General features: G+C 56.3%; 26 protein-coding genes. 9 read left to right on the top strand and 17 right to left on the bottom strand.

The features are described from left to right. Nucleotides 1-151: 151 nt before the first annotated feature. On the bottom strand, nt 152-997 hold the full coding sequence (gene fkpA, locus ACXKZD_RS02050) for an FKBP-type peptidyl-prolyl cis-trans isomerase (protein WP_010253030.1): 846 nt from the start codon (nt 995-997) through the stop codon (nt 152-154). A 269-nt stretch (nt 998-1,266) separates the two neighbouring features. Between fkpA and ACXKZD_RS02045 the strand changes: the two genes are divergently transcribed. After that, complete coding sequence (locus ACXKZD_RS02045; RefSeq protein WP_010253031.1) at nt 1,267-1,485, top strand: SlyX family protein; 219 nt, start codon at nt 1,267-1,269, stop codon at nt 1,483-1,485. Between the two features lie 95 nt (nt 1,486-1,580). Here ACXKZD_RS02045 and slyD read toward each other — a convergent pair whose 3' ends face one another. From slyD to kefG, 4 genes are all read right to left on the bottom strand, one after another. Then, nucleotides 1,581-2,147 (bottom strand): peptidylprolyl isomerase, encoded by a 567-nt coding sequence (slyD, locus tag ACXKZD_RS02040; RefSeq protein ID WP_010671583.1) that lies wholly within the window; start codon nt 2,145-2,147, stop codon nt 1,581-1,583. Between the two features lie 197 nt (nt 2,148-2,344). Next, nucleotides 2,345-2,539: a YheV family putative zinc ribbon protein gene (locus ACXKZD_RS02035; RefSeq protein ID WP_010253033.1), complete on the bottom strand. Its 195-nt coding sequence runs from the start codon at nt 2,537-2,539 to the stop codon at nt 2,345-2,347. A gap of 23 nt (nt 2,540-2,562) precedes the next feature. After that, nucleotides 2,563-4,368, bottom strand: a complete 1,806-nt coding sequence (gene kefB / locus ACXKZD_RS02030) for a glutathione-regulated potassium-efflux system protein KefB (protein WP_010253035.1) — start codon at nt 4,366-4,368, stop codon at nt 2,563-2,565. Further along, on the bottom strand, nt 4,369-4,920 hold the full coding sequence (gene kefG / locus ACXKZD_RS02025) for a glutathione-regulated potassium-efflux system ancillary protein KefG (protein WP_010253037.1): 552 nt from the start codon (nt 4,918-4,920) through the stop codon (nt 4,369-4,371). 112 nt (nt 4,921-5,032) lie between these two features. Here kefG and ACXKZD_RS02020 point away from each other — a divergent pair, with 112 nt between their 5' ends. Next, on the top strand, nt 5,033-6,937 hold the full coding sequence (locus tag ACXKZD_RS02020) for an ABC transporter ATP-binding protein (protein WP_010671582.1): 1,905 nt from the start codon (nt 5,033-5,035) through the stop codon (nt 6,935-6,937). Nucleotides 6,938-6,970: 33 nt separating this feature from the next. Here ACXKZD_RS02020 and tauD read toward each other — a convergent pair whose 3' ends face one another. The 4 genes from tauD to tauA are packed head-to-tail and all read right to left on the bottom strand — an operon-like array spanning nt 6,971 to nt 10,385. Next, complete coding sequence (gene tauD / locus ACXKZD_RS02015; RefSeq protein ID WP_010253043.1) at nt 6,971-7,810, bottom strand: taurine dioxygenase; 840 nt, start codon at nt 7,808-7,810, stop codon at nt 6,971-6,973. Then, the gene (gene tauC / locus ACXKZD_RS02010) at nt 7,807-8,634 is read right to left on the bottom strand and encodes a taurine ABC transporter permease TauC (RefSeq protein ID WP_010253046.1); all 828 of its coding nucleotides are present in this window, start codon (nt 8,632-8,634) and stop codon (nt 7,807-7,809) included. The genes tauD and tauC overlap by 4 nt, the downstream gene beginning before the upstream one ends. After that, nucleotides 8,631-9,398, bottom strand: a complete 768-nt coding sequence (gene tauB, locus ACXKZD_RS02005) for a taurine ABC transporter ATP-binding subunit (RefSeq protein WP_010253049.1) — start codon at nt 9,396-9,398, stop codon at nt 8,631-8,633. Before tauB ends, tauC begins: the two co-directional genes overlap by 4 nt. A 9-nt stretch (nt 9,399-9,407) precedes the next feature. Beyond that, nucleotides 9,408-10,385, bottom strand: coding sequence for a taurine ABC transporter substrate-binding protein (gene tauA / locus ACXKZD_RS02000; protein WP_080694248.1), 978 nt, complete (start codon nt 10,383-10,385; stop codon nt 9,408-9,410). A gap of 236 nt (nt 10,386-10,621) precedes the next feature. On the opposite strand from tauA, the gene ACXKZD_RS01995 reads away from it, so the two are divergent. Then, on the top strand, nt 10,622-11,602 hold the full coding sequence (locus tag ACXKZD_RS01995) for a LacI family DNA-binding transcriptional regulator (protein WP_010671579.1): 981 nt from the start codon (nt 10,622-10,624) through the stop codon (nt 11,600-11,602). 1 nt (nt 11,603) lies between these two features. Here the strand turns inward: ACXKZD_RS01995 and ACXKZD_RS01990 are convergent, their stop codons facing one another. Continuing rightward, nucleotides 11,604-12,206, bottom strand: coding sequence for a LysE family translocator (locus tag ACXKZD_RS01990; RefSeq protein ID WP_010671578.1), 603 nt, complete (start codon nt 12,204-12,206; stop codon nt 11,604-11,606). A 57-nt stretch (nt 12,207-12,263) separates the two neighbouring features. On the opposite strand from ACXKZD_RS01990, the gene ACXKZD_RS01985 reads away from it, so the two are divergent. The 3 genes from ACXKZD_RS01985 (at nt 12,264) to ACXKZD_RS01975 (ending at nt 14,434) form a co-directional block, all read left to right on the top strand. Continuing rightward, nucleotides 12,264-13,280: a hydrolase gene (locus tag ACXKZD_RS01985; RefSeq protein WP_010253062.1), complete on the top strand. Its 1,017-nt coding sequence runs from the start codon at nt 12,264-12,266 to the stop codon at nt 13,278-13,280. A 4-nt stretch (nt 13,281-13,284) separates the two neighbouring features. Then, nucleotides 13,285-13,503, top strand: coding sequence for a YheU family protein (locus ACXKZD_RS01980; RefSeq protein WP_010253066.1), 219 nt, complete (start codon nt 13,285-13,287; stop codon nt 13,501-13,503). Nucleotides 13,504-13,564: 61 nt separating this feature from the next. Beyond that, nucleotides 13,565-14,434, top strand: coding sequence for a phosphoribulokinase (locus ACXKZD_RS01975; protein WP_010253068.1), 870 nt, complete (start codon nt 13,565-13,567; stop codon nt 14,432-14,434). Nucleotides 14,435-14,678: 244 nt separating this feature from the next. Here the strand turns inward: ACXKZD_RS01975 and ACXKZD_RS01970 are convergent, their stop codons facing one another. Then, nucleotides 14,679-15,083 carry an OsmC family protein gene (locus ACXKZD_RS01970; protein WP_010253071.1) on the bottom strand — a complete coding sequence of 135 codons (405 nt, stop codon included), beginning with the start codon at nt 15,081-15,083 and terminating at the stop codon, nt 14,679-14,681. Between the two features lie 303 nt (nt 15,084-15,386). Here ACXKZD_RS01970 and crp point away from each other — a divergent pair, with 303 nt between their 5' ends. Together crp and ACXKZD_RS01960 are read left to right on the top strand one after the other, a co-directional pair. Continuing rightward, the gene (gene crp / locus ACXKZD_RS01965) at nt 15,387-16,019 is read left to right on the top strand and encodes a cAMP-activated global transcriptional regulator CRP (RefSeq protein ID WP_003852956.1); all 633 of its coding nucleotides are present in this window, start codon (nt 15,387-15,389) and stop codon (nt 16,017-16,019) included. Between the two features lie 57 nt (nt 16,020-16,076). Further along, nucleotides 16,077-18,152, top strand: a complete 2,076-nt coding sequence (locus ACXKZD_RS01960; protein WP_010253083.1) for a YccS/YhfK family putative transporter — start codon at nt 16,077-16,079, stop codon at nt 18,150-18,152. Between the two features lies 1 nt (nt 18,153). Here the strand turns inward: ACXKZD_RS01960 and argD are convergent, their stop codons facing one another. From argD to ppiA, 5 genes are all read right to left on the bottom strand, one after another. Then, nucleotides 18,154-19,374 carry a bifunctional acetylornithine/succinyldiaminopimelate transaminase gene (gene argD, locus ACXKZD_RS01955; RefSeq protein WP_022624054.1) on the bottom strand — a complete coding sequence of 407 codons (1,221 nt, stop codon included), beginning with the start codon at nt 19,372-19,374 and terminating at the stop codon, nt 18,154-18,156. An 81-nt stretch (nt 19,375-19,455) separates the two neighbouring features. Beyond that, on the bottom strand, nt 19,456-20,031 hold the full coding sequence (locus tag ACXKZD_RS01950) for an aminodeoxychorismate/anthranilate synthase component II (RefSeq protein WP_022624053.1): 576 nt from the start codon (nt 20,029-20,031) through the stop codon (nt 19,456-19,458). Nucleotides 20,032-20,072: 41 nt separating this feature from the next. Beyond that, complete coding sequence (locus tag ACXKZD_RS01945; RefSeq protein ID WP_022624052.1) at nt 20,073-20,666, bottom strand: putative adenosine monophosphate-protein transferase Fic; 594 nt, start codon at nt 20,664-20,666, stop codon at nt 20,073-20,075. Beyond that, a complete protein-coding gene (locus ACXKZD_RS01940) occupies nt 20,656-20,826 on the bottom strand; it encodes a YhfG family protein (RefSeq protein WP_010253095.1) in 171 nt (56 codons plus the stop codon). The genes ACXKZD_RS01945 and ACXKZD_RS01940 overlap by 11 nt, the downstream gene beginning before the upstream one ends. Before the next feature lie 99 nt (nt 20,827-20,925). Continuing rightward, nucleotides 20,926-21,498 carry a peptidylprolyl isomerase A gene (gene ppiA, locus ACXKZD_RS01935; protein WP_003852970.1) on the bottom strand — a complete coding sequence of 191 codons (573 nt, stop codon included), beginning with the start codon at nt 21,496-21,498 and terminating at the stop codon, nt 20,926-20,928. A 261-nt stretch (nt 21,499-21,759) separates the two neighbouring features. On the opposite strand from ppiA, the gene tsgA reads away from it, so the two are divergent. Beyond that, nucleotides 21,760-22,938 carry an MFS transporter TsgA gene (gene tsgA, locus ACXKZD_RS01930; RefSeq protein ID WP_022624051.1) on the top strand — a complete coding sequence of 393 codons (1,179 nt, stop codon included), beginning with the start codon at nt 21,760-21,762 and terminating at the stop codon, nt 22,936-22,938. 35 nt (nt 22,939-22,973) lie between these two features. On the opposite strand, the gene ACXKZD_RS01925 is transcribed toward tsgA, so the two are convergent. Continuing rightward, nucleotides 22,974-24,251: a cytosine deaminase gene (locus ACXKZD_RS01925; protein ID WP_022624050.1), complete on the bottom strand. Its 1,278-nt coding sequence runs from the start codon at nt 24,249-24,251 to the stop codon at nt 22,974-22,976. Nucleotides 24,252-24,350: the final 99 nt, after the last annotated feature.

Below are 24,350 nucleotides of genomic sequence, written 5' to 3'. Positions count from 1 at the left end.
TGAATGGCTGGAGCCTGTCACAGCGGCTTATGGGCAGACTCAATATTGGGATAATTAGGCAGGCATTAGTCTGGCAAATGTCGTCGGCTTATGCCAGAGGTTTGTCGTGAAGCCGAAATGAAACCGCCGCCCGGAGGCGGCGGTCAGCAGATTACTGCGCTTTTTCTGCAGCAGCAGGCGCAGGAGCCTGTGCTTTTTCATCTGCCTTTGGCGCTGGTTTGATATCAAGCAGCTCGACATCAAACACCAGGGTGGAGTTAGCCGGGATGCCCGGAACGCCATTTTTGCCGTAAGCCAGATTTGGTGGGATCACCAGCTTGATCTTGCCGCCTTTCTTCACGTGCTTCAGACCTTCAGTCCAGCCCGGAATGACACCATCCAGACGGAATGAAAGTGGCTCGCCACGGGTATAAGAGTTGTCGAATTCAGTACCGTCAATCAGCGTCCCTTTGTAGTTTACCACTACAGTGTCGCTGTCTTTAGGTGCGTCGCCGGTACCCTCTTTCTCAACTTTATACAGCAGGCCGCTTTCGGTTTTCTTCACGCCGCTCTCTTTAGCAAATTTGGTTGCGTAAGCTTCGCCCTTTTCAGAGTTCTCTTTCGCATCTTTTTCCATTTTCGCTGAGGCTGCGCCTTTCACGCGGCCTTCAAAGGATTGCAGCGTCTGCTCAATCTCTTCATCAGAGAGTTTGCTCTTGCCACCAAATGCATCCTGAACACCAGCGATCAGCTGCTGCTTATCCAGTTTGATGCCCAGTTTTTCCTGCTCCTTCAGGGAGTTGTCCATGTAGCGACCGAGCGAAGCACCCAGCGCGTAGGCAGACTGCTGGTCTTCATCTTTGAAGGCAGCATTTTTCGGTGCCTGAGGCGCAGACTGTGGCGCGGCGGCTGGTGCAGCCTGTGGCGCCGCAGCGGTATCTGCCGCCATTGCCAGCGGAGCATTCAGCGCAACAGCCATGGTGGTAGCTAACAATGTGACTTTAAACAGTGATTTCATCCATTCTCCAAAACCGAAGCGTCTAACCTCGGGAAACATTGCGGACTTCAGGGTCCACACTATAACTTTACGTGGCAGTGTCGAACACTCCCACAATGTAATTACCCGGTTAACCTCCGACCTTTATAACATCGGGAAGTTTCATCAGAGATGATGCCGCGCTGCCTTTTTTCAAGCGCAACGCCTCCGGGCGTGAAAAAAACAGGTGATTCCTGGCATTCAGATCGTAGAATCACGCCCCGAGTCGCACCTTAACAGAGGAACAGGTCATGCAACAATCTGAGTGGGAACAGCGTCTGGAGACGCTGGAGAGCAAACTGGCCTTTCAGGAGATGACTATCGATCAGCTGAACAGCGCGGTCGTTCAGCACGAGCTGGAGATGAATAAGATGCGTGAGCAGATGCGCATTTTAACCGACAAGCTCAAAGCGAATGCGCCATCGATCGTCGCCTCACAATCTGAAGAGACGCCACCACCGCACTACTGATCGCGGGCTATCTGGCCCCGGCTTACCCGGGCAGAACCAGAATACGCGCCAAAAGAAAGGCCACCCGAGGGTGGCCTTGAAAGGTCTGTTGAGACTTAGTGGCTGCAGCCGCAGCCGCCAGTGCCACAACCGCCTTTACCCTGATCGTGGTCGTGGTCGTGATCATGGCCGTGATCGTGGTCATGATGATGGCCATCTGCACCGTGAACGTGGCCATGAGCCAGTTCTTCCGGCGTGGCTTCGCGGATAGCAACCACTTCAACGTTGAAGTTCAGGTTCTGACCCGCCAGCATGTGGTTACCATCAACCACGACGTGATCATCTTCCACTTCGGTGATTTCTACCGGTACCGGGCCCTGATCGGTTTCTGCCAGGAAGCGCATGCCAACCTGCAGTTCGTCAACGCCCATGAAGACGTCTTTAGGAACGCGCTGCACCAGGTTATCGTCATACTGACCGTAGGCATCGTTTGCCGGGATATGCACGTCAAACTTGTCGCCGGCAATGTGGTTTTCCAGCGCATTTTCCAGACCAGAAATCAGGGAACCATGACCGTGCAGGTAGTCTAACGGTGCACTCACCGGTGACTCGTCAACTAACACGCCGTCTTCTGTACGTACCTGATAGGCCAGGCTTACCACCAGGTCTTTTGCTACTTTCATGATATCTCCTAACCGTTGAGAGCTGAGATCCCGTCTCATTGGTCTATTCTTTCGTGCAATAACACCAACCAGAAAGGTTCGGGGCTGAGTACAAGAGGGTTTTCACTTTCTCTTGCGACTACAGCGTTAATGGCGACAATTGTAACGGAATTCAATCCCGCTGTAAGTCCAGGCGTAAAAAAAGCTGCGCCATTCCGCTACTCAGGATGAAAAATACCGATAACCTGCTCATTAGTGCGAACCTGATCGCGCGCCTGCTTATCGGCCTCACGCATCTGGTGACCACACTTCACGCACTCCACCACATCGACATTATTTTCACGCCACATTGCCAGCGTGTCCTTCTCCTGGCAGTGCGGGCATGTCGCACCAGCAATAAAACGTTTACGCATTAGCTTCTGCCTGTTTAAAGAGGTTATTCATCATCGTCCCAGCCGTCGATCTGCCGCTTTTCGCGCTGCATTTCACGCTGGAAGATATCTTCCAGTTCACGCCGCGCTTCACGGACGCGCGAAGCCTGCGCGCTTTCAGAGAGATTGGGCATCAGCTCGCGCAGCATCCGCATATCAAGATGGCGGAAATACTGCTGGGCGCGGTGCGCCTGATGCGGATGCATCCCCAGCGTCATCAGCGTTTTACGTCCCAGCTCCAGCGCACTGGAGAAGGTCTCACGCGAGAACTGCGTGACGCCCGCCTGAAGCAGTTCATGCGCTTCTACACGGCCCCGGGCGCGCGCCTGAATCTGCAACTGCGGAAAATGCTGCTGGCACAGATGTACAATCGTCATCACATCTTCGGGCTCGTTACAGGTGATCACAATCGCCTGAGCGCTGGCCGCACCGGCTGCCCGCAGCAACTCCAGTTCGGTGGCGTCGCCGTAATAGACCTTATAGCCATATTTCCGCATCAGACTGACTGCACTGATGTCGCGCTCAAGCACGGTGATGCGTTTGTTATTCGCCATCAGCAAACGCCCCACCACCTGCCCGAACCGACCAAAGCCCACCACAATCACCTGCGGCTGATCGTCTTCGACAAAGTGTTTCTCTGCCTCGTCATCCGGCTCATTGAAGCGGCGTGCCAGCAGACGATCGATTCCCTTCATCAGCAGCGGCGTGGTCATCATCGACAGGGTTACCGTCACCAGCAGCATCGGCAGTTGATCGCCAGAGAACAGCTTTGCCGAGGAGGCCGCGGAAAAGAGCACAAAGGCGAACTCGCCCCCCTGACTCAGTACGCCAGCGAACTGCTGCCGCTCAGAGCTGCGCAAGCCATAAATGCGCGCCAGCAGATAGAGCACCAGCGTTTTCACCGCCACCAGCGTCACGACACCCAGCAGGATGGTCACAATATGGGTATAGAGCACACCGAGGTTGAGCGCCATGCCAACCGAAATAAAGAACAGGCCCAGCAGTAAACCTTTAAACGGGTCGATGGCGACTTCCAGCTCATGCCGGTACTCGCTCTCTGCCAGCAGGATCCCGGCAATAAAGGTCCCCAGCGCCATCGACAGACCCAGCGCATCCATAAACAGCGCGGAGCCCAGCACCAGCAGCAGCGAAGCGGCGGTAAAGACTTCGCGCACGCCCGACGCAGCGATGTAACGGAAGATAGGCCGCAGCAGATAGCGTCCGCCTACCAGCATGCCGGCAAACGCCAGTACTTTCATGCCGACCTTCATCCAGTCGATATGACCGCTGTCGGTTCCGGCCAGCAGCGGGATCAGCGCCAGGGCTGGGATCACCGCGATATCCTGAAACAGCAACACCGAAAAGCCCAGTTGCCCCGCTTCGCTGCGATTCATGCCTTTATCCATCATCAGCTGCAGGGCCATGGCGGTCGAGGACATCGCCAGACCAATCCCGCCAATAATCGCCGCCTGCCAGCTAAAGTTGGTCAGCCATAATAAGCCGCCCAGAATCGCCGCTGAGAAGATCACCTGCGCCGCGCCGACGCCAAAAATGGAGCGGCGCAGCGCCCACAGCTTTGCCGGGTTCAGCTCCAGCCCGATAATAAACATCAGGAACACCACGCCGAGCTCAGAGAAGTGCAGAATCTCGTCGACGTCGCTGATAAAGCCTAATCCCCACGGGCCGATAGCGATACCCGCCACCAGATAGCCCAGAACTGCACCAATACCGAGGCGAGCCGCCACCGGTACAATCAATACCGCCGCGACCAGATAAATCACCCCGGCGGTCAGCAGCGTTTGCCCTTCCATCTATACCCCTCCATTCGGCAGCGGTGCCGCCAGCCAGTCGCCATAGGCGCGGGCGTAATTTTTCATTAATTCAGGACTCTGACGACGCGCCCAGTAGACGATCATCGGCGGCATCCAGTGCATACGGCACATCTGCGCGGTCAGCTCAAAAGGACGCATAATGTCATTGAGCGAATAGCGGTTCAGACCCTGATGTCTGAAGGCACTTTCCGGTTCTCCGGTGGTGACGACGCTGCGCCAGTACTTTCCTTCCAGCGCATTGCCATCCACGCCATTGGCGAAACCGCGCGACAGAACTCTGTCCAGCCACTCTTTCAGCAGCGCCGGACAGCTATAGGTATAGAGCGGATGCTGAAAAATGATGACATCATGTTCACGCAGCAGCTGTTGTTCATGGTGAATATCGATAAAAAAATCCGGATAGGTTGCGTACAGATCGTGCACGGTAACGTGTTCCAGTGCCTGAGCCGGCTGCAGCAGAATCCGATTGGCGATCGAATCCTGTGATTCCGGATGAGCATAAAGCAGCAAAACCCTGGGTGGCTGCGACATCCTTTCCCTCCAAAGCGTCGTCATTGGTGCGGTTTTCCGCTACCATGCACGACGCAGCAAAATCTCATTATGTTGCCAGTAAATTAACATATTCTGACGATACGGCGCTTACATGATTGTCTTCTCAGCCTTACAAATTCGCCGCGGCATCCGCGTCCTGCTCGACAATGCCACCGCCACCATTAATCCCGGCCAGAAGGTCGGGCTGGTGGGTAAAAACGGCTGTGGAAAATCCACGCTGCTGTCGCTGTTAAAAGGTGAAATCACCAGCGATGCCGGTACCGTCACTTTCCCCACTCACTGGGCGCTGGCCTGGGTGAATCAGGAAACCCCTGCGCTGGATAAAGCCGCGCTGGAGTACGTGATTGATGGCGATCGCCAGTTTCGCCAGCTTGAAGCAGAACTGGCGGACGCCAATCTGCGTGACGATGGCAATGCCATCGCGCTGCTGCATGGCAAGCTGGACGCGGTGCAGGCGTGGAGCATCCATGCGCGCGCCTCAAGCCTGCTGCATGGTCTGGGCTTCAGTCAGGAACAGCTGCAACGCCCGGTCAGCGACTTCTCGGGTGGCTGGCGCATGCGCCTCAACCTGGCACAGGCGCTGATTTGCCGTTCCGATCTGCTGCTGCTGGATGAACCGACCAACCACCTCGATCTCGATGCGGTGATCTGGCTGGAGCGCTGGCTGAAGAGTTATGAAGGCACGCTGATTCTGATTTCGCACGATCGTGATTTCCTCGATCCCGTCATCGACAAAATTATTCATATCGAACAGGAGTCGATGTTCGAATATACCGGCAACTACAGCTCCTTTGAGCGGCAGCGCGTCGCCAAACTGGCTCAGCAGCAGTCGCTGTATGAGAGCCAGCAGGAGAAAGTGGCGCACCTACACAGCTACATTGATCGCTTCCGTGCCCAGGCCACCAAGGCGAAGCAGGCGCAGAGCCGCATCAAGATGCTGGAGCGCATGGAGATGATTGCGCCCGCCCATGTCGATAACCCATTCAGCTTCACTTTCCGCAAGCCGGAGAACCTGCCTAATCCACTGATGAAGATGGAGAAGGTCACCGCGGGTTATGGCGATCGTATTATTCTCGACGCCATCAAGCTCAACCTGGTCCCCGGCTCGCGCATCGGCCTGCTGGGACGTAACGGTGCCGGTAAATCGACCCTGATTAAGCTGCTGGCGGGTGAGCTGGAGGCGATGGACGGCAAGATGGGTCTGGCGAAAGGGATCAAGCTCGGTTACTTCGCCCAGCATCAGCTGGAGTACCTGCGGGCCGATGAGTCACCGTTGCAGCATCTGTCGCGTATTGCGCCTGAGGTGCTGGAACAGCAGCTGCGCGACTATCTGGGCGGCTTCGATTTCCGCGGCGATAAAGTCACTGAAATCACTGAGCGCTTCTCCGGCGGAGAGAAAGCGCGACTGGTGCTGGCGCTGATTGTCTGGCAGCGCCCTAACCTGCTGCTGCTGGATGAACCCACCAACCATCTCGATCTCGATATGCGCCAGGCGCTGACCGAAGCGTTGATCGACTTCGAAGGTGCGCTGGTCGTGGTATCGCACGACCGACATCTGCTGCGCGCGACCACCGACGATCTCTATCTGGTGCATGATGGCAAAGTGGATGTGTTTGAAGGCGATCTCGAAGATTATCAGAAGTGGCTGAGCGATCTGCAGAAGCAGCAGGCGCAACAGGATGCCGCGCCGAAGCAGGATAACGGCAACAGTGCCCAGGCGCGTAAAGACCAGAAGCGTCGTGATGCCGAACTGCGCACCCAGACGCAGCCGCTGCGCAAAGAGATAGAGAAGCTGGAAAAGCAGATGAGCAAATGGCAGAGCCAGCTGGCCGAAGCCGAAGCTCAGCTCTCAGACAGCGCTATCTATGAACAGAGCCGTAAAGCGGACCTGACCACCGCGCTGCAGCGTCAGGCGGAGAGCAAATCTGCGCTGGAAGAGGTGGAGATGGCGTGGCTGGAAGCGCAGGAACAGCTCGAACAGATTATGGCCTCATAAAAAAAATCTCCCCGCGAGCGGGGAGATTTTCTTTTAACGGGGTTTATCGCCCAGCACCGTTGCCCGCTGCATAATGCGCCGGGCAGGATAGTAATCAGCATTGGCATAATGCTGCGTGACCCGATTATCCCAGATAGCCAGATCGTCTGGCTGCCAGCGCCAGCGCACCTGAAACTCCGGTTTGGTGGCGTGCGCAAACAGAAAGCCCAGCACCGCATCACTCTCTTTCTCGCTTAAATCGACGATCCGCGTGGTAAAGCCCTCATTCACAAACAGCGCTTTTTTGCCGCTGACCGGATGGGTGCGGATGACCGGATGCTGCACCGGCGGATGTTTTGCTACCGCCTGCTGCCAGCGCTGATGCTCCTCCTCCGTTTTGCGGTACTTATACTCCTGGAATGACTTTTTAAAATCATGCTCGGCATGGAGACCTGCCAGCAGCTGCTTAAAGGGTTCAGAGAGCGCTTCGTAAGCCGCAATGCCGCTGGTCCAGAGCGTGTCACCCCCCGACTCCGGTAACACCTTCGAGGCCAGCAAGGCGATCGCTGGTGGCGTATCAATAAAGGTGACATCGGTATGCCAGTTGTCATTATCTGGCGGATTATCCTGATGGGTATCCAGCACGATAATCTCCTCGACGCCTTCCGCATGCGGATAGACCGGATGGATATGCAGATCGCCAAAGCGGATTGCCAGCGCGCGGTGCTGTTCCGGCGTTATTTTCTGGTCACGCAGAAACAGCACCTGATGACGCAGCAGGCCATGATAAAGCTGCTCAAACTGAGCATCACTCAATGGGCGAGACACATCCAGGTTTGAGACCTGCGCGCCAATGTACGGGCCAAGCGGGGTAAAACTGAGACGTTCGTTCATGATTGTTCTCCACTCCAGGGCGTCAGACGGCGCTGCAACGCGCGGAGCCCGAGTTCTAAGCTAAAAGCAATAAAGGCGATTACCGCGATACCCGCCAGCACCACATCGGTGGCGAGGAATTCTCCTGCTGACTGCACCATAAAACCCAGACCCCGCGTGGCGGCAATCAGCTCAGCGGCCACCAGCGTTGACCAGCCAACCCCCAGACCGATGCGCAGACCGGTGAGGATCTCCGGCAACGCGCCTGGCAGAATCACCCAGCGCAGCAGTTGCCAGCGATTAGCCCCCAGCGAGCGAGCCGCACGAAGTCGGACCTGCTGCGTGTTACGCACACCGGCCAGGGTGGAGAGCGTCACCGGCGCGAAAATCGCCAGATAGATCAGCAGGATTTTCGAGGTCTCACCAATGCCGAACCAGATCACCATCAATGGCAGATAGGCGAGTGGCGGAATCGGGCGATAGAGTTCAATCAGAGGATCGAGCAACCCGCGAGCGACCGGGCTGAGGCCCATCAGGATCCCTACCGGAATACCGATGGCGGCAGCGGCAGTCAGCGCAATCAGCATTCGTGTCAGGCTGGCGGCCAGATGCTGCCACAGCGTGGCATCCATAAAGCCCTGCGCGCTGGCAATCAGCAGCAGCTTGCTTAACACCTGCTGCGGCGACGGCAGGAACAGCGGGGCAATCAGGCCCAGCGCGGTCACGCCCCACCAGAGCAGCAACAGCAGAGAGAGACTCAGCATGCTCAGCGTAAAGGCGGTTGAAAACGGCCAGCGCAAACGACGGCGCACCGGCAGAGACTTGTCATTGATGAGTGCACTCATGCAAACGCCTCCCGCTGATCAAAGACCCGGCTCAGCACATACTCGCGCTGGGCGATAAACTGCGGATCGGATTTGATGCTGCGGCACGACTCTCCCGCGGCAAAGCGCTGACCAAAGCCAGGACGCAGCCGCTCTACGATGCGGCCCGGTCCTGGCGACAGCAGAATCAGTTCGCTGGCCAGGAAAATCGCCTCTTCTATGTCGTGCGTAATCAACAGAATCTGTTTACCGCTGTCGCGCCACAGCGTCAGCAGCAGGGTTTGCATCTGCTCTCGGGTAAAGGCATCCAGTGCGCCGAAAGGCTCATCCAGCAACAGCAGTTGTGGATCGGTAGCCAGCGCGCGCGCAATGCCCACCCGCTGACGCTGACCGCCGGACAACTGCCAGATGGCGCGCTTTTCCGCGCCCTCCAGCCCCACCTGCCTGATTAACCGGCGGGCAATCGTGTCGCGATCCGGGCGTGACATCCCCGCCAGCTGCAGGCCAAAGGCGACGTTATCCAGCACATTGCGCCACGGCAGTAATCCTTCATGCTGAAACACCACGCCGCGCTCCGCACCAGGCCCGGTCACCGGCTGGTTATCCAGCGTGATGCTGCCCGACTCCACCGGCAGGAAACCGGCAACCAGATTGAGCAGTGTGGTTTTGCCGCAGCCGGAGGGGCCGAGCACCACCAGCAGTTCATGGCTATCCAGCTGCAGATTGATATCCTGCAACACTGGCTGACCGGCATAACGGGCATTAAGGTGAGCGATGCGCAGCATAGTGCCTCCTTAAGGTTTAACTAATGGCTCGACGAAACGGGAGGTCACATAGCTGCTGTAGTCGTTATCCGCCTGCGGCACCCGGCCCTGTGCTTTCAGAAACTGCGCGGTATCGACGATCGCTTTATTGACCGGTTTGCCCAGTTGCTCAACCTGCTGCTGCGCCGTGAGGTAGGTATTGCCCTTCACCAGACCGGGCACCTGTGCTTCCGGCACACCGCTGAGGCGAGAGAGTTTGCTGAGGTTATCGGACTGCTTCAGCCAGCTGTCGGGGCTGTTCAGGTAGGCCTGCTGCGCGTCAAGCGCGCTGCGGGCAAAAGCAGTCACGATCTCCGGATGCTGCTGAGCAAAATCTTTGCGTACCACCCAGACATCCAGCGTCGGCGATCCCCAGCTTCCCACTTCCGCAGAGTCGGTTAACACCTTGCCCTCTTTTTCCAGCTCATTAACCGCCGGTGCCCAGACGTAAGCGCCATCAATGTCGCCACGCTGCCAGGCAGCAATAATCGCTGGCGGCTGCAGATTGACCAGCTGTACCTGTGACGGTTTGATGCCCCAGTGTTTCAGCGCAGCCAGCAGGCTGTAGTGGGTGGTAGAGATGAACGGCACCGCGATGCGTTTGCCAATTAAATCTTTGGGCGTGGTGATGCTCTTCTTCACCACCAGCGCTTCAGAGTTGCCCAGCTGAGAGGCGAGTAAAAAGGCTTCAATCGGCAGCTTCTGCGCCGCCGCGACCGCTAACGGGCTGGAACCGATATTGCCAATCTGGACGTCACCGGACGCCATCGCACGTAATACCCCGGCGCCGCTGTCAAACTTGCGCCAGTCAACGCTGGCCCCGCTCTCTTTCGCAAAGCTGTTGTCAGCCTGCGCCACTTTCGCCGGCTCAGCCGAGGTCTGGTAAGCCACGGTGACATTGACCGCATCAGCCCGAAACGCCAGCAGCGCCAGCGCTGCGGCTAAAAAAGTTAAACGTGTTGCTGCCATGATCACTACCCCACCGTTTTTATAGTGGAGGCAGTGTCTCTGCGCGCTATAGTTTCATAAAGGAATTAAAAATTATCCCTAATAGAAATAAGTTCTTAGATCACTATCTGCAAAACTAAGTTAAAAATCGCAAATGCTGAAAATAGCTAAAGTAAGCAAAAATGTCAGGCGCTCACATTGTCCCTGTGCTATTCATATGCGTTCCCAATTATTGCCTGTTAAGGTTTCTGAATCCGATGTCGATCGAGAAAGTCGCTCAGCTGGCTGGCGTCTCCAAAGCCACGGTATCGCGGGTTCTCAACGCGCATCCCGGCGTGAAGCCCGATACGCGTGAGAAAGTTCTGGCGGCAATCTCTGCCTGCGACTATCAGCCCAACTTACTGGCGCGTCAGCTGCGTACGTCGCAAAGCAACATGCTGCTGGTGCTGATCTCGGATATCACCAATCCCTTCTGTTCACGCGTGGTTCAGGGCATCGAGGCCGAAGCGGAACTGCACGGCTATCACATCCTGCTCTGTAACTCCGCTTCGCAGCTCCAGCGTGAAGCCGCCTATCTCTCCCTGCTGACCGGAAAAGTGGTGGATGGCGTGATTACGATGGATGCGGCCTCCGGTTTACAGGATTTGCAGGCGCTCATTGCCGGGGCGCCCTGGGTGCAGTGCTGCGAATTTGATCCGGATATTCCCGCCTCCTCGGTCAGCATTGATCACCTTGAAGCCGCGCGCGACACCGTCCATTACCTTGCCGGTAAAGGGCGTAAACGCATCGGGCTGATCAATGGCGACATGCGTTACCTTTACTCGCATCATCGTGAAAAGGGCTACCGGCAGGCGATTGAGGAGCTGGGGTATGTCTGGTCCGGCGTCTCCTACACTTACGAAATCTCCTGTGAGGCGGGCAGTCAGGGGCTAAGGGAGTTGATGGCGCTGCCGGAACCGCCGGATGCGGTGTTCGCGGTTTCAGATGTGCTGGCGGTAGGCGTGGTGCATGCGGCGCTGGAAGCGGGTCTGCGCGTGCCGGAAGATCTGGCGGTGGTCGGGTTTGATGGCGTGTCGTTTACCCGCAGCCTGAATCCGCCGCTGACGACCATCGAGCAGCCGATGAACCAGCTGGGCGCGCGTAGCGTGCAATTGCTGCTGCAGAAGATCCGCAATCCTAATGCGCCAGTCATCCGCGAGGTGCTGCCCTGGACGCGCGTTGAACGCGCATCCAGCTAATTTAGTGCCAGATTAACAGCACGCAGGCGGCGGTCAGCAGCCCCATGGCGAGGTTAAAGATTTTCCAGGCGCGACGGCTGCGCAGAATGCGGCCGATCATCGCACCAAATCCCATCCAGATAACACCCGATACCAGATTAACCAGAAACATGCCGATGCTTATCGCCATCACTGAATGGCGATATGCGTCACCGGCCAGGCTGAAACTGGCGACCGCGCCCAGCGCCATCAGCCAGGCCTTGGGATTGATCAACTGCAACAATCCGCCCTGCCAGAAGGGCATCGGCGCATCCGGCGCCTGATCGGTTTCCAGCTTCTCATAACTGGCGGTAGCGATTTTCCATGCCAGCCAGAGCAGATAGAGGCTACCGGCGATTTTCAGCACCAGGTGCAGCGAAGGATAGAGCAGGATCAGCCCGCCGACGCCAAAGGCCACCATCAGCAGCATCACCTGCATTCCGATCATGATGCCAATCATCAGCGGAATGGTGCGCATAAAGCCAAAATTAGCGCCCGAGGCGGTGAGTAACATATTATTAGGCCCGGGCGTAATGGCCGCGACCCAAAGAAATCCCAACATTGATAAGAAAAGACTCAGTTCCATGGCAATCGGGTACTCCTTACCCTGCAAGAAAAAACTTATCGAAGCTAACAGTGTGATATGGAACAGACAAGCTTTTACCACATGAAATTTACCGGTCCGGAAAACGAGCACTTCACGCCACCTGAGAGTCTGCGTAACGCGCACCTGCAGACCCTGCTGCCGCGCCTGCTACGTCGTCGTATCGCGGGCGATCCCCACTGGCAGCGTCTCGACCTGCCGGATGGCGACTTTGTCGATCTCGCCTGGAGTGAAGATCCGCAGTTCGCGCAGCATAAACCGCGCGTGGTGCTGTTTCATGGGCTGGAGGGCAGTTTTCACAGCCCCTATATTCATGGCCTGATGGCGATCTGCCGCGCGCGCGGCTGGCTGGCGGTGGTGATGCATTTTCGCGGCTGCAGCGGCGAACCGAATCGGCTCAACCGCATCTATCACTCTGGCGAAACCGAAGATGCCCGCTTTTTTCTGCACTGGCTGCGCACCCGCTGGGGCCGCGTACCCACCGCCGCGGTCGGTTTCTCGCTGGGCGGTAACATGCTGGGCTGCCTGCTGGGCCAGCAGGGCGCAGCCGCTGAGGTAGACGCGGGCGTCATTGTCTCCGCTCCGCTGCTGCTGGAGCCCTGTAGCGTAAAACTGGAACGCGGCTTCTCACGCGTGTATCAATACTATTTGCTGGCGCAGCTCAAGAAAAATGCCCGCCGCAAACTGCACGCCTGGCCGGATACGCTGCCGGTCAATCTGGCGCAGCTGAAAGCGCTACGTCGACTGCGCGATTTTGATGATGCCATTACCGCCCGCGCCCACGGTTTTCTGGATGCGGCCGATTACTATCATCGTGCCAGCGCCATGCCCTGGCTGAAGCACGCAGAGAAACCGCTGCTGATCATTCACGCCAAAGATGATCCTTTTATGAGTGATGAGGTGATCCCGCACAGCAGCCAATTATCTGCCACTATTACTTATCAACTGACACCACACGGCGGCCATGTAGGTTTTGTTGGTGGGACATTACGCCAGCCTGAAATGTGGCTGGAACAGCGTATCCCCCAGTGGATCGCCCCTTTTCTGGATAACTGATCTCGTGATTATTCCCTGGCAACAGGTCTCACCTGAGACCCTTGAAAATCTGATTGAAACCTTTGTGCTGCGCGAAGGCACGGACTATGGCGAGCAGGAACGCAGCCTGATCGACAAGGTGGCCGATGTGCGACGTCAGCTGGAAACGGGTGAAGTGGTACTGGTGTGGTCGGAACTGCACGAATCGGTCAATATCATGCCGCGCAAAGAATTTCGTGGCTGATGCACCCAACGGCATTTCGTGTTAACAATGCCTATTGCCCGACCTCACAGGGAGCTTTTCTATGTCTGCACGTCATCCCATTATCGCGGTGACTGGTTCCAGCGGCGCAGGGACCACCACCACCAGCGTGGCGTTTCGCAAAATCTTTCAGCAGCTCGATCTTCATGCGGCGGAGCTGGAAGGTGACAGTTTTCACCGCTTTACCCGCCCTGAAATGGATATGGCGATTCGTAAGGCGCGCGATTTAGGACGTCATGTCAGCTACTTCGGCCCGGAAGCCAATGACTTTGGCCTGCTGGAGCAGAGCTTTAAAGAGTATGGTCAGAGCGGACAGGGCCAGTCGCGTAAATATCTGCATACCTATGATGAAGCAGTGCCGTGGAATCAGGTGCCCGGCACCTTTACGCCGTGGCAACCGCTGCCGCAGAACACCGATATTCTCTTCTACGAAGGGCTGCACGGCGGCGTGGTAACGGCGCAGCACAACGTAGCAGAACAGGTTGATCTGCTGGTTGGCGTGGTGCCGATTGTGAACCTGGAGTGGATTCAGAAGCTGGTGCGCGACACTGGCGAGCGCGGCCATTCACGTGAAGCGGTCATGGATTCGGTGGTGCGCTCGATGGAAGATTACATCAACTTCATCACACCACAGTTCTCACGCACTCACCTCAACTTTCAGCGCGTCCCGACGGTCGATACCTCAAACCCGTTCGCTGCCCGCGCTATTCCGTCACTGGATGAGAGCTTTGTGGTGATCCACTTCCAGGCGCTGGAAGATATCGACCTCCCCTACCTGCTGGCGATGCTGCAGGGCTCGTTTATCTCGCACATCAATACGCTGGTGGTGCCTGGCGGCAAAATGGGTCTGGCGATGGAGTTGATCATGGGTCCGCTGGTGAAGCGGCTGATGGAAGGCAAACGAATAGAGTAAGAGGCCAAAAGAGCCTTTCCAGACTAATGCCAATGCAGGATGAATCTGACAGCAGCGAAAAAGCTTAACACGCAGGGTACCGGGTCAGAAGAGGAAAGCGTCCCGCGCCAGGGACGGCGCGGGCCGAGCGGCCATGGATGGCGGTTTTGCGTCTTTCCGATCTGACCCGGTTCCCAGCGCAGGCACAGTCTGACAGCAGAGCACGACAGATTTTGCCCGCGACCTTAAAAGATCCCTGCTGGTACTAAAGTTCGATCACTTCATAGCTATGGGTAATGTTGACGCCTTTACCCAGCATGATGGCCACAGAGCAATATTTTTCAGCAGAAAGATCAACAGCGCGTGAGACCGCTTTATCCTGGAGGGCTTTGCCACTCACGATAAAATGCAGGTTGATGTGCGTAAAGATTCGCGGCGCCTCTTCACGACGTTCTGAGGTCAGTTTTACTTCACAATCAGCCACATCGTTTCGGCCTTTTTGCAGAATTGATACCACGTCAATCGCGCTGCATCCGCCCGCCGCCATCAGCACCATCTCCATTGGGCTGGGCGCTTTATCACCCGAATTTCCATCCATCAGTATCTGATGGCCGGATGAGGATTCTCCGAGGAATGTCAGCCCTTCTACCCATTTCACTCTTGCCTGCATGATTTTTGCTCCGGAATACGCTGTTTTGTCGCCAGAGTACGCTTTCGCCTGGTAAACAGCAATCCAGAGAAATCCGCCCGTAGCTGAAGCGAGACAACAGAAGACAGTCGGCAAAAGCTGTGCTACAAACAGTGCTGAAAATATTTTTCGTCACCCGATGACGAAGCCGGGAAGGATGATGCGCACTGCGCCTGATGCGGCCCGAATAATTTCCTGAAATGGAAACGCTTGAAGCTTTCACCGCCTGACAGGGAAAACTGCCCCCTGTATTTTGGGCACGATTACAACAGAGGATAATAGCGAATGGTTCTCGGCAAACCGCAAACAGACCCTACACTCGAATGGTTCCTGTCCCATTGCCATATTCACAAGTATCCATCCAAAAGTACGCTGATTCACCAAGGTGAAAAAGCAGAAACGCTTTACTACATCGTGAAAGGTTCCGTTGCGGTTCTGATTAAAGATGAAGAAGGCAAAGAGATGATTCTTTCCTACCTGAATCAGGGCGATTTTATTGGTGAACTTGGCCTGTTCGAAGAAGGCCAGGAGCGCAGCGCCTGGGTACGTGCGAAAAGCGCGTGCGAAGTGGCGGAGATTTCTTACAAGAAATTCCGTCAGCTGATCCAGGTTAACCCTGACATCCTGATGCGACTCTCATCGCAGATGGCGCGTCGCCTGCAGGTGACGTCTGAAAAAGTGGGTAACCTCGCTTTCCTCGACGTAACCGGACGCATTGCACAGACCCTGCTCAACCTGGCGAAGCAGCCAGATGCCATGACGCATCCCGACGGCATGCAAATTAAAATCACTCGTCAGGAAATTGGCCAGATTGTTGGTTGTTCACGTGAAACCGTGGGCCGTATTTTGAAGATGCTGGAAGATCAGAACCTGATCTCCGCACACGGCAAAACCATCGTCGTTTACGGCACCCGCTAATTCCTGTCACCCACGGCGTGATGGCAACATCACGCCGTTATTGTTTGTGTTGGGCCGATGTGGCGTCGAATTATTTACCATCCTGAAGTTAACTACGCCTTGCGGCAAACGCTGGTGCTCTGTCTGCCGGTGGCGCTGGGCTGGTTGGCTGGCGACCTGCAAAAAGGTCTGCTGTTCTCATTAGTGCCCGCCTGCTGCAACATCGCCGGTCTGGATACCCCGCATAAACGCTTCTTCAAACGCCTGATTGTTGGCGGCAGCCTGTTTGCCCTCGGCAGCTTTCTGATGCAGTGGCTCACCCTGCATGCTATTCCGCTGCCGCTGATTCTGTTTGCCATGCCCTTATTGCTCGGCGTTACCGGGGAGATCAGCCCGCTGCATGGTCGTCTGCTGCCCGGCACCCTGATTGCCGCCATCTTTACCCTGAGCCTGATTGGCCGCATGCCAATCTATGTTCCCCCGCTGCTCTATATCGGCGGCACGCTATGGTACGGGCTCTTTAACTGGTTCTGGTTCTGGCTGTGGAAAGAGCAGCCAATGCGCGAAAGCCTGAGCCTGATCTATCGCGAGCTGGCTAACTACTGCGACGCAAAATATACCCTGCTGACGCAGCTGACCGATCCGGAAAAGGCGCTGCCGCCGCTGCTGGCTCGTCAGCAGAAAGTGGTCGATCTGATTAACACCTGTTATCAGCAGATGCATATGCTGTCGGCAAGCCGCGATCACAGCCATAAACGGCTGACGCGCGCCTTTCAGGTGGCGCTGGATCTGCAGGAACATATCTCGGTCAGCCTGCATCGGCCGGAAGAGGTGCAGAAGCTGGTCGAACAGAGCCACGCCGAAGCGGTGATCCGCTGGAATGCCAAAACCATCTCGGCCCGGTTGCGGGTGCTGGCGGATAACATTCTCTATCACCAGCTACCCGATCGCTTTGCGATGGATAAACAGCTCGGCGCGCTGGAGAAAATCGCCCATCAGCATCCCGACAATCCGGTGGGTAACTTCTGCCTTTACCACTTCAACCGCATCGCGCGGGTCCTGCGCACCCAGAAACCCCTTTATCAGCGCGATCTGATGGCTGACCGCCAGCGCCGTCTGCCGCTGTTACCGGCGCTGCGCAGTTATCTCTCGTTTCGCTCATCGGCCCTGCGCACTGCCGGCCGCTTTGCGGTGATGCTGATGCTGGGCAGCGCGCTGGCGCTGTTCTTCAACATCCCCAAACCCTACTGGATCCTGATGACCATCATGTTCGTCAGCCAGAACGGCTACAGCGCTACCCGTGTCCGCATTCAGCACCGGGCGCTGGGCACTTTTGCCGGTCTGGTGATCGCGGCCGCCACGCTGCGCATGGCGGTGCCGGAGTCGCTGGTGCTGCTGATCATGCTGGCAATTACTTTTATCAGCTATCGCTTTACCCGCCAGTTCTATGGCTGGTCGATGATTGGCTTTACGGTCACGGCGGTTTACTCGCTGCAATTGCTGTCGCTGAATGGCGCGCAGTTTCTGCTGCCGCGACTCATGGATACGCTGATGGGTTGTCTGATCGCCTTTGGCGGGATGCTGTGGCTGTGGCCGCAGTGGCAGAGCGGCTTACTGCGGCAGAACGCCCATGACGCACTGGAAACCTATCAGGATGCGCTGCGGCTGTTGCTGGGTGACGAACAGTCACCAGAGAAACTGGCTTATCAGCGCGTGAAGGTCAATCAGGCACACAATGCGCTGTTTAACTCACTGAATCAGGCGATGCAGGAACCCGCGTTCAACTCCCGCTATCTGAGTGATATGCGGCTCTGGGTCACGCACAGTCAGTTTATCGTCGAGCATATCAACGCCATGACGATTCTGGCGCGGGAGCACACCATGCTCACTGCCTCGCTGGCTGAGCGTTACCTGCAATCCTGTGAAATCGCGCTGCAGCGGTGTCAGCAGCGGCTGGAATATGATGGTGAAAGCTCACAGGTTAACCTGCTGGATGAGCTGGAGAACATCAGTGAGGGACCGATCACGGTGGTGGAGCAGCATGTGCGGCGCATTCTCGATCATCTGAGCGTGATGTACACCATTTCATCGCTGGCGTGGAACCAGCGGCCGCAACATGGCCGCTGGCTGATCAGACGCTTACGTAAAAACTAAGCTAGCCGTTGAGCACGTTGCCGACGGCCGTGGCGAAGCGGCTCATGCCCTCTTCGATGTCGGCAGGCTCAATGATCAGTGACGGGGCAAAACGCATCACGTCAGTGCCGGCAACCAGCACCATCACGCCTTCTGCGGCCGCGGCATTCAGGATGTCGCGTGCTTTACCGGCATGCTGCGGTTTCAGCGCCGCGCCAATCAGCAGACCCTTGCCGCGAATATCGCTGAAGAGATCATACTTCGCATCGATGGCCTGCAGCGCCGTGACAAAGTGCTGACGACGTGTCTCAACGCCTGCCAGCACCTCCGGCGTATTGATAATATCGAGCGCAGTTTCGGCGATGGCGCAGGCGAGTGGATTGCCGCCATAGGTGGTGCCATGCACGCCCGGCGCCATGGTCGAGGCGATCTCGTTAGTGGTCAGCATGGCGCTGACCGGGAAACCGCCGCCCAGCGCTTTGGCTGAGGTCAGAATATCGGGCTGGATGCCATAATGCTCATAGGCGAACAGCTTGCCGCTGCGCCCCATGCCGCTCTGCACTTCATCCAGCACCAGCAGCGCCTGATGCTGATCGCAAAGCTCACGCAGTCCCTGCATAAATTCCTGCGTTGCGGGCACGACGCCGCCCTCACCCTGAATCGGTTCAACCACAATGGCGCAGGTGTGATCGTCAATGACCGCTTTTACTGCGTTCAGATCATTGAACGGCACATGGACGATATCCGCCGGTTTAGGCCCGAACCCATCAGAATATTTTGGCTGTCCGCCGACCGTGACGGTAAACAGCGTCCGGCCATGAAAGGCGTTATGAAAGGCGATAATCTTACTTTTGAATGGGCTGTGACGTTTGCAGGCGTAGTAGCGCGCCAGCTTAAAGGCGGCCTCGTTGGCTTCGGCCCCGGAGTTAGCGAAGAAGACCCGCTCGGCAAAGGTCGCCTGAATTAACTTACTGGCAAGACGCAGCGCCGGTTCGTTGGTGAAGACGTTGCTGGTGTGCCACAGCGTCTCGCCCTGACTTTTCAGCGTCTCCACCAGCGCAGGATGGCAGTGTCCAAGTGCGGTGACGGCGATACCACCTGAGAAATCGATATACTCTTTGCCCTGCTGATCCCATACACGACTGCCCTTGCCTTTTACCGGCACGAACTGCGCAGGTGCATAAACAGGCAAAATAACGTTATCGAACGTCTCCCGCGTGACCGCAATTTTTTCCGCTGCCATTGATGACCCCATTTAGATGATTGATGTGCAACTTTGAAATAATAATCACAAAATATGCATAAAAAATCACTCAAAGGCAACTTATTGCTCAAGGAAATTGCGCAGCAGCTGATGTCCCTGCTCGCTGAGAATGCTTTCGGGATGGAACTGCACGCCTTCCAGCGCCAGGGTTTTATGGCGGAATCCCATAATTTCGTCAGGCTCGCCGTCACGCACCGTCCAGGCAGTCACCTCGAAGGCATCTGGCAGGGAGTCGCGCTGTACAATCAGCGAATGGTAGCGGGTCACGGTTAGTGGATTTTTCAGAGTGTGGAACACGCCCTGGCCAGTGTGCTGAATCGCAGAGGTTTTGCCGTGCATCACCTGACGCGCACGCACGACCTGCGCGCCATACGCCTGCGCAATTGCCTGATGGCCCAGACAGACGCCCAGCACCGGCAGCTGACCGGCGAAATGCCGGATCGCCGCCAGCGAAATGCCTGACTCCGACGGCGTGCAGGGACCAGGGGAGATCACCAGATGAGTCAGCGGTAACGCCGCCATCTGCTCCAGCGTGATGGCATCATTGCGCACCACCTGAACCTGCGCGCCCAGCTCGCAGAAATATTGATAAAGATTCCAGGTAAAGGAGTCGTAATTGTCGATAAGCAGCAGCATGGCCAGTCCAGAATAATTACCCGCGCCGCTATTCTACGCGGTTAAGCCGCCTCGCTCACCACTTTCGCAAATACCTGCTCCAGCAAAGTCAGGTCTCCGGCCACACCAGCCTGATTCGCCGCTTTCCAGCTTTCAGCGTCAGTCTCTTCCCAGGAGAGCAGATAACCGGCATGCAGCGCCAGCTGTTCAAAGAAAATCCGCTGCGCCCGACCGTTGCCGTGGCGGAAAGGATGCAACATATTGATTTCGCAGTAGTAGTGGGCAACACGCTCAATAAACGCGTCACGTGGCAGGTCAGCAAGGCCCTTCTCCTCCTCCAGCGCGGCCATCAGGGCGTTACCTTCCTTTTCGATATATTCGAAATGACAGAACGGCGTCTCATCGCGCCAGATATCGATAGTGCGCAGTTCACCAGCCCAGCTGTAGACGTCCTGAAACAGCGTACGGTGGATCTGGCGCAGGTAAGGCAGTCCAGGATTACGGGGGCCCAGCTCCAGCGTGGCGGCACGCGCCGCACTAAAACTCAGCTCCGCCTTACGCAGCTGCGCGGCATCGTGAATATCGGGCAGGTTTTTCAGCACATTGTCATGCTGCCACAGGTAGGGATCCTGGCTGACGGCGGTATTAGAGTCCATATTGCCTCCTCAGTGACGCCAGACGTGCGGCCGCATCATCGCTGTTTACGCTGGTTTCATTTGGCGAGAAGCCTTCCAGCCGACAGCTGGCCTGATAGCTGGCGCTACGCCGCTGTCGCCACAGGGTGACCTTCTGTTTTTCGGTGAGTTTGTTCGCCATGCCGCCTCCTGCTCAGGTTTTTGCCCTAAGTATAAGAGCAAATTCTGGCTTTGCCGGATGCGGCAGGCGGTCGCCATCCGCAGATGGCGACGAACGGACTTAAGGCAGGACTTTGGCGGAGAGGATAACTACCGGTTTGGATGGAACATTCTGGTAAGGACCCACATCTTTGGTCGGTACCTGAGAAATTTTTTCAACCACATCCTGACCTTTCACAATCTTACCAAATACGGCATAGCCAAAATCGCGCTGTCCGTGATCGAGGAATGCATTATCCGCGACGTTGAGGAAGAACTGGCTGGTCGCACTGTCTTTATCGGCGGTACGCGCCATGGAAATCGTGCCACGCAGGTTACGCAGGCCGTTATCCGCTTCATTCTTGATCGGCGCGTTAGTCTGCTTCTGCTGCATGTCCGTAGTGAAGCCCCCACCCTGCACCATAAAGCCCGGGATCACGCGGTGAAAAATGGTGTTGTTGTAAAAACCGTTGTTGACGTAATCAACGAAGTTTTTCACAGAAACCGGCGCTTTCTGGTTATTCAGTTCGAGTTCGATATTGCCGGCGGAGGTGGTGAGCAGAACGTGGGTGTCACCTTTTGCAGCCAGCGCCTGGGCGGAAACGGAAGAGAGCGCTAACAGGGTGATGGCCGCTGTTAAAGTACGTTTAAACATGAAAGATTCCTTACCTGGGAGAGCGGGCACAAAAACGTGATTGATTGTAAAGAGACTCTATTCCAGGAGCCAGCGTTTTACCTATATTTACGCTGTGGCAGCAAATGAGGGGAGCAAACGTTAAACCCCGGCAATTACGTGATTAAAATCACACAACACATGAAATATGGATCTCTGGTTTCACTGGTTGTTTATTAAGATCACGGTTCCGTTTACACTTTCTGACACTTTTTGGCACCCGGTTCTCAACAGGTTCAGAACATGACAAACCGTAATCGTATTGGCCTCACCTGGATAAGCTTCTTCTCCTACGCGCTTACCGGCGCGCTGGTGATTGTTACCGGCATGGTAATGGGCGATATCGCAAAAGATTTCCAGATCCCCATCTCCAGCATGAGTAATACCTTCACCTTCCTCAACAGCGGCATCCTGGCGGCGGTTTTCCTGAACGCCTGGCTGATGGTGATTGTGCCACTGAAGCGTCAGCTGATTTTCGGCTTCGTCCTGATGGTACTGGCGATAATCGGGTTGATGACCAGCCGCGATCTGACCGTCTTCTCGCTCTGTATGTTTGTGCTGGGCGTGGTCAGCGGCATTACTATGTCGATCGGCACCTTCCTGATCACCCATATGTATGAAGGCCGCCAGCGCGGTTCGCGCCTGCTGTTTACCGACTCCTTCTTCAGCATGGCGGGCACGCTGTTTCCGGTGCTGGCGGGGATTCTGCTGGCGCGTCAGCTGCCGTGGTACTGGGTCTACGTCTGCATCGGCTTTATCTACGTCGCGATCTTCATCATGACGCTGTTTGTCGAGTTCCCGGTGCTGCGTAAGCCCGAAAACAGCCCGACAGTTGAGAAAGAAAAATGGGGTGTGGGCGTGCTGCTGCTGGCAGTGGCGGCGCTCTGCTACATTCTGGGCCAGCTTGGCTTTATCTCCTGGGTGCCGGAATATGCCACCAAAGTCATGGGCATGAATATTAATGATGCCGGACAACTGGTGGGCAGCTTCTGGACCGCGTATATGGTGGGTATGTGGGCCTTCAGCTTCCTGCTGCGCTTCTTCGATCTGCAACGCATTCTGATGGTACTGGCGGGACTGGCTACCGTGCTGATGTACTGGTTCGTCAGCAGCAGCGATGCCAGCATGCTGAAGTGGATCATTATGGTGTTGGGCTTCAGCTCCAGCGCAATTTACACCACCATCATCACGCTCGGCTCGCTGCAGACCAAAGTAGCGTCACCGAAACTGGTGAACTTTATTCTGACCTGCGGCACCGTTGGCACCATGCTGACCTTCGTGGTGACCGCGCCGATTGTTGAGAAGAGCGGCGTGCACACGGCGCTGGTCACCGCCAACGGCCTCTACGCGGTGGTGTTTGTAATGTGTGTCCTGCTGGGGCTGGTCACTAAACATCGCTCGCACGGTCACGTTACGCATTAATCATTCAGGGCGGCGATTGATCGCCGCCCTGCTGTTTAACGCCGGAAGTCTATCCGCTCCCGCTCCCGCCAGTAAATCTCGCTTTCTGCGGGCTTTGTCTCTGCCACCACAGTGCCGCGACGCAGCGAGTAGCGCACCGGAACCTGTCTTCTTACTGCATCAAAACCACTCTCTGCCGGCAGAATAATCAGGCTGGCATCGTTGCCGGTCTGAATGCCATAGCCTGACAGCTGCAGCGTCTTCGCGCTGTTATGCGTAATCAGATCCAGACCCGCATCAATCTGCTCATAGCCCATCAACTGACAGACGTGTAAGCCCATATGCAGCACCTGCAGCATGCTGGCGGTGCCCAGCGGATACCAGGGATCGAACACATCGTCGTGGCCGAAACAGACGTTAATCTCCGCCTCCAGCATCTCTTTCACCCGCGTAATGCCGCGCCGCTTAGGGTAGGTATCAAAGCGGCCCTGCAGGTGAATATTGACCAGCGGATTCGCGACAAAATTAATGCCCGACAGCTTAAGCAGTCGAAACAGTCGTGAGGTATACGCGCCATTATAAGAGTGCATCGCGGTGGTATGACTGGCCGTCACGCGCGCGCCGTTGCCATCGCGATGCGCCAGCGCCGCCACGGTTTCCACAAAGCGCGACTGTTCATCATCGATCTCATCGCAGTGAACATCGATCAACCGATCATAGCGGTTAGCCAGCGCAAAAGTTTTATGCAGCGACTCAACACCATATTCACGGGTGAATTCGTAATGCGGGATCGCGCCGACCACATCCGCGCCCAGCCGCAATGCCTCCTCCAGCAGCGCTTCACCGTTGGGATAAGAGAGAATACCCTCCTGGGGAAAAGCAACAATCTGGATAGTGATCCACGGCGCCATCTCCGCCTTCAACTCCAGCATCGCTTTAAGCGCCGTCAGTGACGGGTCAGAAACGTCAACATGAGTACGGACAAACTGAATGCCGTTGGCAATCTGCCACTTCAGCGTCTGCATCGCCCGCCGCTTAACATCTTCATGACTGAGCATGGCTTTGCGTTCAGCCCAGCGCTCAATGCCTTCAAACAGCGTACCGGACTGGTTCCACGCGGGTTCGCCAGCGGTCTGGGTGGTATCCAGATGAATATGCGGCTCAATAAAAGGCGCGCAGGCTATGCCACCCTCACCGTCCAGCGATTCATCCGCCGGTGAAGCGTGCTGCGGCTGGGCTGAGATTCGGGCAATTTTGCCATCGGCGATGGCGATCTGCCATAACCCATCCCGCCAGGGTAAACGCACGTTATTGATCCACTTAGGTGACATCATTGCCGACTCCTTTTCCGGTTTTGTGATTTAAAACTAACACGATTCAGGTGACCCGCCGCAAGCCCGAATAATCAGCGGGTTAGCCGCACCAGAAAAAAT

Source organism: Pantoea sp. ABR1s (genome assembly GCF_057812235.1).
Note: the sequence above shows the minus strand (reverse complement) of the source record. Positions and strands in the feature narration are given on the sequence as shown.